Source organism: Deinococcus humi, assembly GCF_014201875.1.
GTDB lineage: Bacteria > Deinococcota > Deinococci > Deinococcales > Deinococcaceae > Deinococcus > Deinococcus humi.
This window is the reverse complement of sequence record NZ_JACHFL010000007.1, coordinates 33,294-47,070: the sequence shown is the minus strand read 5'-3', so window position 1 is coordinate 47,070 and position 13,777 is coordinate 33,294. Positions and strand designations below refer to the sequence as shown.

Annotated in this window: 12 protein-coding genes; 3 read left to right on the top strand and 9 right to left on the bottom strand. The window is 60.4% G+C overall.

What is annotated here, in order from left to right:
• Positions 1-358 precede the first annotated feature (358 nt).
• Positions 359-1,264, bottom strand: coding sequence for a hypothetical protein (locus tag HNQ08_RS14045; protein ID WP_184133324.1), 906 nt, complete (start codon positions 1,262-1,264; stop codon positions 359-361).
• 554 nt (positions 1,265-1,818) lie between these two features.
• Between HNQ08_RS14045 and HNQ08_RS14040 the strand changes: the two genes are divergently transcribed.
• Together HNQ08_RS14040 and HNQ08_RS14035 are read left to right on the top strand one after the other, a co-directional pair.
• The gene (locus HNQ08_RS14040; RefSeq protein WP_184133323.1) at positions 1,819-2,646 is read left to right on the top strand and encodes a hypothetical protein; all 828 of its coding nucleotides are present in this window, start codon (positions 1,819-1,821) and stop codon (positions 2,644-2,646) included.
• Between the two features lie 197 nt (positions 2,647-2,843).
• Positions 2,844-3,401 carry a hypothetical protein gene (locus HNQ08_RS14035; protein ID WP_184133321.1) on the top strand — a complete coding sequence of 186 codons (558 nt, stop codon included), beginning with the start codon at positions 2,844-2,846 and terminating at the stop codon, positions 3,399-3,401.
• A gap of 247 nt (positions 3,402-3,648) precedes the next feature.
• On the opposite strand, the gene HNQ08_RS14030 is transcribed toward HNQ08_RS14035, so the two are convergent.
• Entirely contained in the window at positions 3,649-4,242 is a 594-nt protein-coding gene (locus HNQ08_RS14030) for an NUDIX hydrolase (RefSeq protein WP_184133318.1), read from the bottom strand.
• Between the two features lie 174 nt (positions 4,243-4,416).
• A complete protein-coding gene (locus HNQ08_RS14025; protein WP_184133316.1) occupies positions 4,417-5,088 on the bottom strand; it encodes an NHL repeat-containing protein in 672 nt (223 codons plus the stop codon).
• Positions 5,089-5,477: 389 nt separating this feature from the next.
• Here HNQ08_RS14025 and HNQ08_RS14020 point away from each other — a divergent pair, with 389 nt between their 5' ends.
• Positions 5,478-7,511, top strand: a complete 2,034-nt coding sequence (locus tag HNQ08_RS14020; protein WP_184133314.1) for an ATP-binding protein — start codon at positions 5,478-5,480, stop codon at positions 7,509-7,511.
• A gap of 640 nt (positions 7,512-8,151) precedes the next feature.
• On the opposite strand, the gene HNQ08_RS14015 is transcribed toward HNQ08_RS14020, so the two are convergent.
• From HNQ08_RS14015 to HNQ08_RS13990, 6 genes are all read right to left on the bottom strand, one after another.
• A complete protein-coding gene (locus tag HNQ08_RS14015) occupies positions 8,152-8,589 on the bottom strand; it encodes a MarR family winged helix-turn-helix transcriptional regulator (RefSeq protein ID WP_184133312.1) in 438 nt (145 codons plus the stop codon).
• Positions 8,582-9,094, bottom strand: coding sequence for a P-loop nucleotide/nucleoside kinase family protein (locus HNQ08_RS14010; protein ID WP_184133310.1), 513 nt, complete (start codon positions 9,092-9,094; stop codon positions 8,582-8,584). Before HNQ08_RS14010 ends, HNQ08_RS14015 begins: the two co-directional genes overlap by 8 nt.
• A gap of 419 nt (positions 9,095-9,513) precedes the next feature.
• Positions 9,514-10,035, bottom strand: coding sequence for an MFS transporter (locus tag HNQ08_RS14005; protein ID WP_268240015.1), 522 nt, complete (start codon positions 10,033-10,035; stop codon positions 9,514-9,516).
• A 269-nt stretch (positions 10,036-10,304) separates the two neighbouring features.
• Positions 10,305-10,724: an MFS transporter gene (locus tag HNQ08_RS14000; protein WP_184133305.1), complete on the bottom strand. Its 420-nt coding sequence runs from the start codon at positions 10,722-10,724 to the stop codon at positions 10,305-10,307.
• Positions 10,725-11,024: 300 nt separating this feature from the next.
• Positions 11,025-12,182: a COG1470 family protein gene (locus HNQ08_RS13995; RefSeq protein ID WP_184133303.1), complete on the bottom strand. Its 1,158-nt coding sequence runs from the start codon at positions 12,180-12,182 to the stop codon at positions 11,025-11,027.
• Positions 12,183-12,893: 711 nt separating this feature from the next.
• Positions 12,894-13,619, bottom strand: a complete 726-nt coding sequence (locus tag HNQ08_RS13990; protein ID WP_184133301.1) for a CHAD domain-containing protein — start codon at positions 13,617-13,619, stop codon at positions 12,894-12,896.
• Between the last annotated feature and the right edge of the window lie 158 nt (positions 13,620-13,777).

Here is a 13,777-nt window from a genome sequence, read left to right as displayed (position 1 = left end):
CTAACGAGTTCAGCCTCCGCCTTGCGGATTGTGTGGCCCGGCAGCGTTGCCCAGGTGTCGGGCCCCCCTGGAAAAGCTTTCACGACCGTTGTTGGCGGAGGTTTCAGCGCTTGTGCGGGGGCAATGTGGCGGTTTGCTCGGCTCCAATTACTGGTGCGTCAGTTCGATGGGGGTGCCACAACCGCCAGGACGGTACGGGAGCACCCTTCACGCAGACCTTGTCCAGCAACCGCTGGGAACCCTGCGTCACAGGACACAGCCGTGGAAGTGGCCGTCTGAATCTAGACGGCCACTGACCAGGTTCGGTTTTTCGGTGATCCAATGGCCAGAACGCTACACTGCGCCAGCAGGGTCACGCCTACTCGGGTTTGGTGTACTCGACCTTGATATCGATGTTCTGTGCCGGCGGTGTCACGACCGCTTCCGTCTTGCCGTCCGTGGTGTAGACGCCGATCAGGTCGCCCACGTCTGGCTGCTTATTGTCGTTCAGATCGTTCCAGGCATACACCTTGTACGGTTCGGCGGGCACGTTTTTGATCTCGAAGGTGGCCGTGGTGCTGCCTGTGGTGAATTGCGTGAAGCGCCACTTTGCTTCATTGCGGCATCCACCGTCAATCGGGCATGCCATGACGACAATCTCCCCCAACTCGTCGCCAGAATCCTCGGCGAGCGTGAGACGCCCGGAAATCGAGCCGCCCTCGTTGCCTGGATTGGTCGTGCCCCGTGGGCGGTTGTACAGATCATTGATGGTGGGGTCGTTCGGTTTGCCAAGGGCCAGAACGGCCTGCGCGCCGCTACCGGTCACTTTCCAGGTGTTCACGGAATTGGTGGGCGAGCGGTTTTCGAACGAGTGGCTCGGAGAGCACTGATAGCCCTTTGCATAGGACGTCTTTGGAATGAGGGTCAGGATGTTGCCTTCCAGATCCACGGTGCCAGACTCGTTCAGCAGGATTTTGCTGGTGCAATTCCCGGTGGTGATGACCGTGATGCCGCTACGCTCGAAGGTTCCGTTTGCACCGAGCTTGAGAATCATGCTGGTGCCGCTGGCCTCGGCGTATTGGTTGCTGGTGGAATCGTAATATTGGATGGGAGAGATATAGCCGTAATGCCACTCGCCGCGCAGTTCGGCGGGAAGCGCGTCGCCCACCGGGCCATCGGGGTTCCCGCCGCCTGGGCCTGGACCAGGGCCTGGGGTGACGCCGCCGCAAGCCGCCAGGATGGCCGAGAGTATGAGTGCAGCAAGTCCGAGAGTCGCTTTTTGCATTGTTGTTGGCTCCTTTCGCTCGTCGGTTGAGCGTGAGGGAAGTCTAGGAAGGCGTGGATGGCATCTCGATGGCACGGCGGCCGAGCCGCTGGCGTTGTCGTGTGGTGTTAATCGCCTGCTGCCCTCAGCTCAGGCAGGCCAGCTCGGCGTGACGCCCAGACAAGTTCAGGAATGTCGAGGGCACAGCGGTGCTGGCCTGCTGCGCGCCAGCAATCACGCTGGACACCGTTTCCTGTGATGCAGACTTCAGGCAGGAGCCAGCGGGAATCTCGCCGTGGTGGCGCACTGGGGCAGGCCATCCTCAAGCAGGGCACCAAATGTACGGCCCCTTTTTCGGAGGGGCTCATGATGGCGTGACCATGTGGCGGCAGGCTGTGCGGGCATGGCTCAAAAGTGATTCATTCTCAGGTGAAGCACACAACGCAGAACTGTCCCGCCACCTTACATCTGACACTGCACACGATGACTGCCACCTATGGCCTGTCATCCAGCTGTCACCGACCTTTATTTAGGGTGACCGTCAGCGGCTGGGTATCTGGCCCAAGGAGCGGATCATGAACATCAGGCTATGCTTCACCCTTCTTCCCATTCTCTCGTGTGGTCTGGCTTCTGCGGCCGTCGTGCCTGCGGCGCTTCAGGGCCAGTGGGAATATGGCTCGGTGTCACCCATCGAGTATTACGACACCACTACCGGCAAGTACGCGGAGAGCAGCGGCACCAGCGAGATCATCCGCATCAAGGCTGACGGCAGTTACGAACGTAATGGCATTATCGTGGTGACGACCTACGGTTGCACGTCCAAACTGCTCACCAGCAGCAAGGGAAACGTCAGCCTGAAAGGCAATCTCCTGACGCTGACGCCAGTGACCGCCTACAACAAGGGTTACACCTGCTCCCCCAGCCAGAGCTATGAAACGCGCAAATTGATTCCGTCCGCATTCACCTGGAAACTCGCCGGCGACGTCCTGGTGCTGGGCGACCCCACGGGTAAGACGCTGGACAGCCGCTACAATCGTCCGCGGACCCTGACGGCCAGTCCCGCCGGGCAGGAGCCCCGCCGCGTGAGCGGCATGGTCAGCGCTCCTCAGGGGCACAGCCTGAACGGCGCTGCGGTGATCGCCTGCCGGGTGGACCGGGGTTGTGGTGCAGAGGACGGCAGCGTGCGCTTCGTCACGCTGTCTGGCGCGGGACATCAGCAGCCCTTTACCCTGGACAATCTGGACCCCACCCCCTACGAACTCCTGGCCTGGGAAGACACCAACGGCAACGGCACCCCAGATGAGGGTGACTGGGTGGACGCCGCCTCGGCCAAGGGGGCCGCTGGTCTGACCCTGACGCCGCCCATGACCAACGTTTCATTGAATCTCGAACAGTGGCGCTAAGGCTTAGAAAGATTGAGGTGACGGTGCGCCTCAAAGAAACGGTGCTGAGCAGTTCGAGATTGTCAGGGCGTCAGCCCGAACCTCCACAAGAGCGCCTGTCTGCTGACCCTGTCATCATGGCTGCTGGCACAGAGGCGCCAGGAAACGTTGGCCCACACAGTTCGTCCACACAGTTCGTCATCCATGGAGGAAGAGTGATGTCACGAAGAAACTGGCTCATTTGGGCACTGATGGCGGCCTTGCAGACAGGCGCACAGGCTGGGGGTGGTGAGGGTCTGCTTGACCCGCTGGCACTGTTGCGCCAGGACAGCCGGGTCACGCGGGTGGAGGTGCTGGCGACGCATGCCACGGTCCAGCGCTGGCGTGTTCTATGGAACGATGCCGCCGCGCAGATGGACGTCATGTTCTCCAACGAGGCGGTCACAGCGGCCCAGGCCCAGACTGTTCGCCGGATCACGGTAGCGCTCCAGGTGCCGGCGGACAGGGATCTGACCCTTCCGCAGGTGCGTGCTCTGGATCAGGTGACCCGCAAGCTGGCCGTGGCCTGCCTGGGCCAGGAGGTGCCAGTGCTGACTGATGTGCTGCGCGGCCGTCTGGGGCGCCCCCTGCCTTCGCCCGGACCACTTCTGCATTTTCCAACCGGCCTGCAGATTGATGTGGAACAGGGAGACGCCGGGGCACTGAGCGGCCCCTGGCTGCAAGTCACCGTGCCGCTGGGCCAACACCTGGCGCGCTGTCAGATGACCGTGTCGTGAAATTGAATGTTCGCACAGTACAGGGAACCGCTGAACCCAGCCGCCAGCCCGCGCAAAGGGTGAGGAGCCGGCGGCAAATTCGTCCATTCCTCGGCGCTGCCAGACGGCACCCCAGTGTTCAATGACCGTCCTATCCGACGCTATCCGCGCTGGTTGTTGATCCGGACGTAAAGTCGTCAGCGCCCCATTAGAGGTCTCGACGGAAGGGGCGTGTCTGCGCGGTTCATGTCCCAAATCAATACGCGGATTAGCAGGCTCCCACGCAGAAGAGATGAAGCTGTGCATACTGCAACAGCATGATGGTCTTTCCATCCATGATCTCGCCGCTCTCGATCATGTGCAGGGCGACGTCAATCGGTATCTCAAGCACCTCGATGTCCTCCCCTTCGGAAGCCAAACCTCCCCCATTGCTCATCCTGATGCCCGGGTCATACTCTGCAACAAAAAAGTAGAGCTTTTCCGTGACCGAGCCTGGACTCATGTACGCCTCGAAAATTTTCTGAACCTGCCTGACCCGGTAGCCAGTCTCCTCCTCGACTTCGGCGCGGATGCGCTCTTCCGGGTCTGCCGCGTCGAGCAGCCCGGCAGGGGCTTCCAGCAGAAAGCCAGCATGTCCATTGACGAAGGCCGGGAAACGGAATTGCCGGGTCAGGATGACCGTTCTGTTCAACAGGTGATAGAGAAGAATAACCGCGCCGTTGCCCCGGTCGTAGGTTTCCCGGCTCTGTCGCTGCCAGGTTCCGTCGCTGCGCAGGTAGTCAAAGGTCGTCTTCTTGAGCACGTACCAGTCATTCGACAGAAGCTGGACATCATAAATGCGAACACGGTTCTGGGCAGACATAGCGTGAATCCTCCTCTCTGGCCTGAGATCGGTCATGGATGCTGAGCACCCACACAACGTCGAATACGGCCCCCGCATGGCCCAGCAGTTCACACAATCATGCCCGGGAGCTTAAACGCGAGGCACAGCACAGTCCGTTCAGGGCCAAGGATCAGCCCGAAGCCAGGCCCTGTCTTATTCCATTCCTGTAACGGCCCTGAGGCCCGTGTCCCCCACCTGCTGCGCTTCGCCTGTGTGCCGATCCAGCGTGAGCAGCTCTCCCCCACTCGTGATGCCGTAAAGGATTTCCCCGCGAAAGGTCAGGCCGTAGACCTGCGTATACCCGGTCGGTCCTAGGGTGGTCACCACACCTGAATCGACATGGATGCTCACCAGCACATCTGAACCAGGGGCCGTGATCGTCCCGTAGAGTGTCCCGTCAGGCGCCGCAGCCAGATCGCCACTAACGGCACCCAGTCTTGAAGTCAAGGGCACCGGAGACGCTGCTCCGGTGTTCATATCAAGTTGGTACAGGTGTCCGCTGGCACTTCCCGCGAACAGTCGTCCAGATCGGTCAAATGCCAGGGCAGTCAGATCATGGACACCCGACGACCCAACCCAGGCCTCGGCACCAGTAGACACATTCAGAGCGTGAAGCGACGAGTTGGTGATGCCGTAGACGGGCCCCGAGTCTCCGTCCCTGGCCATGTCAACAAAGCTGGTTCTGGGCACGGGTGAGGGAAGCAGCACCACGTCATTGACCGCACTCAGGTTCACCGCGAACAGACGTTGTTCAGTGCTGATCAGAGAATGGGTGATGGGCACAGGAACTGGAGGCGTGTGGAAGGAGCCATCATTGCATGACATGAGCAAAACGCTGGCCAACAAGGCAGTCGGAAGGATTCCTGGGCGACGGCAGCTGTGAAGTCGGGCGAATGTGGGCTTGGACAAGCGCATAGCGGCCTCCTGTGAGCTCAGATCGAGCCTGCTGACAGTAGCCGGCGAACGATGACAACCCGGTGACAGTGTCTTCAGGCCGTGCACACGTCGTATCTGAGAACTGGTTGGTGCACTTCACCTTGCAGGGCGCCGTGGTTCCAGTAGCGGCAGGATGGTGGTCCAAAGCCACGTCTGACAAGGGTCACATTCCATGGCCCGATTGAACCCTGACGGATGATAAGAAAGAGCGGAGCCAGGCGCTTCAAACCAGAGCAGGACGACCAATCTGCCAGGTCTGTCTTGCTAAGCTGACCGGCATGGCCCATGCGCGGCACTGGACATTCTTCATGTTGGGACGGCCCCGTCTGATCAATCCTGATGGCGTCGAACTCCGCTGCGACCGAAAGCCCCTGGCGGCCCTGGCCTACCTCGCGCTTGAGGGACCGACAACGCGTTCAAGGCTTGCCGGGCTGCTCTGGCCTGAGACCCTGGAAGGCTCGGCCCGCAACAACCTCGTCCAGCTCATCCGTCGGATGAACCGTATGCTCGGTGCCGATTTAATTCTTGCCGAGCAGACCGTTCACCTTCATCCGGACGTGCAGGTTGATTTCACGTCGGCAGCCCACCTTGAACCCCAGGGCGACCTGTCCCGGACCACCCTCCTCGAAGGGGTGGAGTTCGACGACATGCCTGATTTTGCCGACTGGTTGGCGGCGCAACGCGAACAGCTGGACACCCGCCGCGCGGCCTCGCTGTTAAATCTGGCGCAACAGCAGGAGGCCGAGGGAAGCTGGGCTGCGGCAATCGCTACAGCCCAGGCCCTCCTGACGCTCAATCAACTGTCCGAAGACCACCACCGCCGTTTGATGCGGCTGTACTACCTCAACAATGACCGCGCCGCAGCGCTCTCGGCGTATCAGCGTTGTCGCGAACTTCTTGAGCAGGAACTCGGCGTTGAGCCGATGCCTGAAACCCAGCACCTTGCCAAGGAAATTGAGCAGGGCCAGGTGGAACTGACGGTGATTCCCCAGCCTCCTCAACTTCCCCTGGCCCTCCGGCACCCCACCGTTCTGGCGGGACGCAGCGCTGCCTGGGCGGCGCTTGAAGCAGCCTGGGCCAGAGGGCAATTTATTATTCTGAGTGGCGAACCAGGCGTTGGCAAATCTCGTCTGATGCATGACTTTGTGGCCCGGAAAGGCCCTGTCCTGCGGGTCGAAGCGCGCCCGGGAGATGCCCACGTCCCCTATGCCACGACGGCCCGTAACCTGCGGGGCATTCTTGCGACGCATCCTGAAGTCAGGCTGAAGGCCTGGCAGCGCTCGGCTCTGGCGCCTCTGCTTCCTGAACTCCTGCAAGACGGCGATCCGCCAGCTCCAGTCCCAGCACAGGCTGCTTTGCATGCAGCCATCCAGGACCTTTTCCAGATTGGCGCGCGCGGCGCCGTGGCGGTGGTGTATGAGGACCTGCATTACGCGGATCCAGCGGCCATCGAAGCTGGCCTGGTCCTTATTTCAAGTGCGTTCCCCCTTGGTCAGCCTGACGGCGTTCCCCATATGCTGTGCACGGTGCGCCACGAGGAACTCAGCCCGCAGACTGCTGCTGTCTACGATGAAATGATTGCTCATGGCCTGGCGGTCCAGATCGCGCTTGCTCCGCTGACTGAGGCTGAGGCTCACACCGTCCTGGAGCACGTGGGCCTGCCCGTTCCGCCCGAGTTGCGAACGCAACTCGCGCACTTCTCGGGTGGCAATCCACTGTTTCTGCTGGAAATGGTGCGCCACCTCGTGGAGCGTGGGCAGTTGTCTTCCGGCAATGCCCTCCCCGATCGGTTTCCGGTGCCAGAAAAGGTCCAGCGCATTATTGAGCGTCGTCTGGCCCGGCTCTCTCCGGGAGCGCTGAATACTGCGCGGGCTGCCAGCGTTTTGCAAAGTGATTTCCACATCGAACTGATCGCACAGGTGCTCGGAGCACCCATACTCGACGTCGCGCAGCATTGGGAGGAGCTGGAGAACGCACAGCTTATGACTGGCAGCGGTTTTGCCCATGACGTGGTGTACGAGTCGATTCTCAGCAGCATGCCCTTGCCGGTGCGTCGCCTCTTGCATCGCAGCGCGGCCAGAGCCCTCTCCCATGCCGGCGCTCCCCCCGCGAGGATTGCTGCCCAGTGGCAACTGGGGGGAAATCTACAGGCGGCTGCCGCGCTCCTGGAGCAGGCGACGGTTGACGCACGGCAGGTGCTTCAGCCGGAAGCTGTCCGCCAGTTTCTGGCCACCGCGATTGAACTCTACGGACAACTTGGTGCAGACGATCAGGCCGCTCGCCTGCGAAGTGTCCTTGATGGGACGCATTAATGCATCCATAGCGCAGTGGTGGTCAACAGCTGACACCTTGCAGCGGCGATGAGTTGTGGGAGACAGAAGCCTTTCGAAATGAATCTGATCAGTGACCCCATGGTGAATCAGGGGAGCGTGACGCGATGGGCGAGGCAGTGAACGGCGGGATCGGCCCCATCTACTCACAGGCGACTCGCAATCATCTAAAACGCGAGGTCAATGACGAGATGTGGTGAACACAACCTGAACGTGCTCCAAAGCTTGGCGTACAGGAAGTTTCCCAGGAGCGCCAGCGTCAGTCCAAGGCTACTTCATATGGATGGGGGCTAAACGCCATCTTCAGTCAGTGGTGACAGGAGGAAGGTTGTCGCTGCATGGGAACCGCAGTGAAGTTTGAGCAGGATGTTCAGCACGGCACCGAATTGTCGATTGACAGCCACAAGCACTGTTTTCAGCCCTGACCTTGATGCATCTTTGAGATTTTACCGGTGGGACGTTTCGTTCCTGTCCATAGTGCTGCTCTGCTGGAATTTCCAAGAAGCACGCTCATGGCGCGCAAAGCGGTGAGACAGTTCAATGCTGCTGGTCGGGAGGCCTGATGGCAGTCACGGATGATCTGCCTTGGTTCACTTGCCGGAATTGCCTGAAGAAAGCCGAATCAGACCAATGAATCGAGTACGGTGGAGAGGGCCCGCAACTGGGCAACGGGCACGTGCCCAACGAGGTCTTCGCTCGTCTGAACGGCGGATTCCAGGGCGACTTTGAGCAGATCACCTCCGGCGGAGGTCAGGGCGGCGTAGCCCACTCGGGCGTCCCGGGCATCCGGCAGGCGGGCGACCAGGCCGATCTTCTCCAGTGGAAGAAGGAGGCGCGTGACTGCAGAAGCCGTCAGGCCCAGGTGGGCGGCAAGGTCGCTGCGGCGCGCTTTGCCGTGGGGGGCCAAATGGAGGTACTGAAGCACAGTGAGGTCATTGAGACTCAGGCCGTGCAGGGCACCCAGGCGATTGTCGATGTGGCGGGTCAGGACAGCAGTGGCCCGGTTGAGGTTGAGGCAGAACCGCAAGGCTTCATTTCCGGCCGGGGCAATTTCAGGCATGGGTTGATGTTACGTGGTAGGCCTGAGCCAGCTCTTCCGGGCTGGGAGGCTGGAAGACCGATTCCATCATGTCGAACATGGCGGGTGTCACAACGAGGGCGAAGGTCTCCCCTTGAGTTTCATTGCGACTGAGCACGCGTGAGCGACGTATTGCTGCGGGCGCATCAACAAAATGGAATTTGGTGGTCGCCCCGTATTGATCGGCCCACTGTTGGGCAAGCTGGCGATCGGCGGTGGTCATGAAACCCAGGTCAAGGATGACGGGGGTGTTGAGGGCGACAAGCTGCCCGACGACGGTCCAGATGTGTGTCTGGCAGCGGGCAACACGTGTCATGACCCAGGTCAGCGCGGGGGGCTGCGGGAGATCGGGACCGTACAGGGCAACCATCCATTCGTCAATGGAAATTCGGAGCCCCTGAGTCTTGGTGGCGAGAGTGCGGGCATAGGTGGTCTTGCCGGCGCCCTGGGGGCCGTAGATGAGGTGGATGACGGGCGGGGTCTTCATAAGGGCTCCTTGCAAGATAGTTGATATGTATTTGAAATATCAACTATCTTGCAACAGTATCCTCTTCTCCTGACGCCTGTCTACCGTACTGGCCATTGTGCGTAGGTCATGCGGGTTGAGGCTGGTTGAATCACCGTCTTGGAAAGCTGGGAGGACACCAGATGACCCACACTCTGAACTTCTAACCCAACTGCCGTTGGAACTGCTCCTGCCAGCTGGTCGACGCCTTGCCTGAGTGGAATGGCGCCCGCTTGACGGGCTTCCCATAGTCTTCCGTACCGGCGCGGCTATAAGTGGTTCGCGGGGCATTGACGCCTCGTTGTGGCACGTGGCCGTGGATACCGGCACGCAATGCTGACCATTCCAGCCGTTGAGCCGGAGCGAGCGCCGGTCAAAGCCCTGTGCCTGGGCAGCGGAAGCTACGACTCAGATGGCTGTGCATACGTCTGCTGCCCAGCGCGGACCACTGCCCGGTTGTTGACGCTGCCCGCGAACAGAGCAGCGAACAAGAGGCCCAGACCACCGGCTATCGCAAAAGTCTCGCGCAAGCCCAGGGCCCGGCCGACCACCCCTCCCAGAAACGCGCCGAGCGGAGCGGCGCAGGAGACCACAAAGCGGTACGCCCCGCGCATCTCCGGCGGCACGAGGTGTCGCTGCGTCAACACCTTCACAACTCCGGACAGGCCCAGGTTGAGTCCGTCGAGCACCAGCAGCGCGGCCAGGAGCAGGGGCGCGTGGAAAAGGCTCAAGCCGAGGTACATGAACCCCAGGACGAACACGGACCCGAGCACGGTCCGCCCAGCTCCGAGGCGCCGCGAGACAGAAGGTGACAGCGGGCTGCCGAGGATGTGGCCCAGCGCACCTGCCGTGAGCAGCAGGCCGTAGCCCACCGAACCGACGCCAGGGAGAGCGGTCGCAAAGAGCACGAATAGCGCAAACACGGCTCGCGTCGAGCAGCGTCGTGAGGGACATGAGCAGCGCCACAGAGCGCAGCAATGGACGGGCTCACAGCCACTTCAAACCGCCCACCACCTCTCGCCACCACACCTCGCGAAGCGTGGCGCGCAGGTTGGGTGGGCAGGGTCAAGATCAGCGCCGTACTCCCAGGAAACCTCAGGGCGTTCACGAGAAACGGCAGTCCAGGGAGGGTGGCCAACAGCAGCCCTCCGACCGGTGGACCCACGAACTCGTTGTTCGTCACGCTCGTGGCCTACAGCGCCCCGTTGGCATCCTCAAGATGCTCGTTCTCGACGAGCGACGGCACGACAGTCTCGGCGGTCCCGTCCGCGAGTGTCTCCGCCGTGCCGAGGACGAAGGCGAGCCCATACAGCAGAGCAATGTGGAGGTGCCCGGGGAAGACCGCAGGGGCGAGCAGCACTGCTCGGGCCGCGTGTGCGACGACCAGCAGGGTGCGGCGGGCGAGACGGTGAATCAGGGCACCGAACGGCAGAGTGAACATTAGCCCCGGCAGCGAGGCGAAGACGGCGACACCAGTGACGATGATGGGGTCACGGCAGATTGAGGCGACGAGCAATGGCAGGGCCGTTTTGCCGATGCCGTCCCCGATATTCGCGCTTGTACTCGCCAGCCATAACCGACGGAAGGTCGGACCCGTCCACCAAGCGTTCATGACTGAGCCCGGTGTGTCATGGCATGGGAGGCAGGTGAGCCAAGGGTTATCAGTAGGAAGGGAAGCAGTGGGCCGTTCTCTGGGCAACCTGGAAGAAAGCGCTGAGAGCGATGCGCTGTGGCGAGAACTCAGGGCGCTGGCAAGAGACGGGACCAGGATGTGAAAGGTGTTGTCGTTGATGTCGCCAGGGGCACGTCACCTCACAGGACTGCCTGCTCTAAATAGAGTCCTCCCCTGCAATGAAGAGGGAACATTTCCCGATGTATTTCGATTCAACGGCTGATGCGCAGCACCAATGGATCAGAAGAGAAGAAATGTTCGAAGAAGGGCAGGCAGATTGGGCGTTTTCAAAGCATCAGGCGAAACACCGATGAACAGTCCACTCGAAGTCTGTGCCTGGCCAATGCCGCCCCGGCCAAGCACAATGGAGCCAGTCGAGATGACGTTCCGCTGATCCTGCACCGGCGCAGTCATCCAACTTCGCACCGACTTGTGTTCTAAAGCTTTGAAGGCCACACGAACACTATTTCCGCCGGACGCTTCGATCCTTCCAAATGGGGTCACCGGTGTTCCTGCAACAGGTGTCAACATATAGCTGTCGCGCGCATAGTAACCGTGATATCCGCTGACCCCGAAGACGTTTTTAAGAAAATCCTTCTGTTGTGTTAGCAACTGGTTGTCCTGAGGATCTTTTTCCGTTGTCTGAAATACGTTCCCTGCCCCTGCCATATTCAGAACCATGGCGGGAGAGAACATAACAAGTCGGCGCGAATCCTCGTCTAGGAAGGATCTTAAGTTTGCATAATCCTGCTCGATAGGGACTTGATAGTCCTGATTACCGGTGTACCAGACGACACCTGAGTATTTGCGCAGCGTACCAATGGCAGGGCCTCCAATCGATGAAAGATCGGTGGTCATCGAACCCTGTTTCACGGCAAAGACATCGTAAATTCGTCCATTGAGGGCATTTTTCATTGCTGTGTCTAGCGCGGAATCCTTGGCCTTCGGATCGGGACGGTGACTCTCGGTAACATTGCGGTTATTCTCACTCCTATCCGCGTCAACCAGAAGCCACCGCTCCACTTTGACTCGAAGTGGAAGCGTCGTTGAGACAGTGCCGCTGGATGCTCGCACGGACAGAGAATATGTTCCAATCGGAACATCAGCGCCAACGTTGAGTTTGAGGGCACTTTCACTGGATTTCAGAGGACCAAATGCAGCACTGATTTTGTCTCGGCCCGCGCCGGCCAGAACGCCCTCCAGCGTAAAGCGAACGGGATCTGAGGCTGGGTCGAGGCCAGCGAGCCGCAAAGTCGTACTTGCGCTTTGAGTTGCGCCCAGCGTCCAGGCAGTTGCTTGAGCGCTCAAGGTAAATTCAGCAGGCGATGTTGTAGCAATTGCAGAGGTCCACAGGGTCATCGTCAGTCCCCATAAACTGATTTTGAAGATTGAATTCATAAGTCACTCCTTTGATGTCACTGTCAGGACTCTAGAAATCCCGCGATGACATCTCGATGACGCCGCAACGGCGTTGCATTCGCTTGCCTTGCTGGGACGATCAATCTCACCCGTGCCCTGCACCCTGACGTGTGGACTTCCCAGACGCGAAGGTCATCTGTACACTCTGTTGTCAGCGACGCCTGGCCTGAGGATCAGGAGGGCTGACCCCATCAATACATGGCACAAGGGGAGTCAGGGTCTCCTGGTACAGGGACGCTCCTCCTTGATCCGCTCAGTCTGATCTGGTGCATGGAGATCTGCGGCCACTGTGGGCCCCCACCACCGGGTACAGGGGCGAGTTCCAGTGGCACATTGCCGAGCTGTCCATGGACATCGGCGAGTTATGACGGGTCATTAACCGCCACGGAGCCACGCTGGCCGTCCTGCCGCAGGGCGGTGACATGCCACGGGTCCACTCCTATCGATAGGGTCTGGCGCGACTGCGCAAGCTTAGGGCACGTCTCGGGTTTTACGCTATGGAGCACGTCCCGGGCATAGTCACTGCGTCGTGGAATATTCCGATCACGGCGATGTACCCAAGGATGGTTGTCCTTCCTGCTCGGGTCACCAACCACCATCCGACTTGGTCAACCGCTCCTGCTCTTCAGCGCCTGTTGAACTGCACCACTGCTCCCAGCACGTTCTGCAGTCCCCATTTTTACCCTGAGGTCAACAACCTGCCACAACCGCTTTCAGAGCATCGTGCAATGCCGGCCACAACTCCCGCACGCGTTCCTGCGCCTCACGCTGAGCGGCGGCTTCACGGCCCAGGATAGCTTCCCGGTACTGCGGGACCCACCCCTCCTGACTCAGAAGGTCCTGCACCACCTGTGCATCCTGCATGCGGCCGAGTTGCTCGAGGACCTGCAAGACAGCGTTTGGCGCTTCTCCAACGAGTTCAGCTGTGTACCTGTAGCGCTTGAGATGTTTGCGCCATTCGTGCCACGGCTCCACCGCACTGGTCTGGAACACCTGATTGGCTTCCCTGATGAGTTCGTGGGCGTCACTGCACAGGGCTTCTTCAACGCGAGCTTTCCAGTGCTTCGGGCGGTTCACGGCGGAGGGCGGTTCCGGAAGTTCGACCTCGGCAAAGGTGCGTTGACGGGCCGCTTCCCAGTCGGTTTGAAACTGGTCCAGGGTTTCCTGGGGGACCTTCAGGTCTTTCAGGACCGTGAGCAGAAGCTCACCTGAAGCGTCCCGATCCCGGACGGGCGCGACGGCGCGCCGCACGTCCCGCCAGGCCCGTTTGGTTCGTTTCGGCGCGCTGGCAATCCGGAGTTGGGCCTGTGCCTTGCGGGTGAGTTTACGGGCCTCGTGAATGGCTTTGACATCACCCTCTTCCAGGGCAGGCCAGAGCTTTTTTAAGGTTTTGGCCGTCTTCCCGAAGCTGGTCATGCTGCTAGCTTGCGTTGCCTGCATGTGTGAAGCACTGTGCTGCTCAACCGATGGGTTTAACGATTGGTCATCCGGCTCGGGCCAGGACGGCCTTGCCAGAGGATCCAGACCAAATCAATGATAATAGGAGCTGCGAAAGTCACGATCGGGTGCAGGTA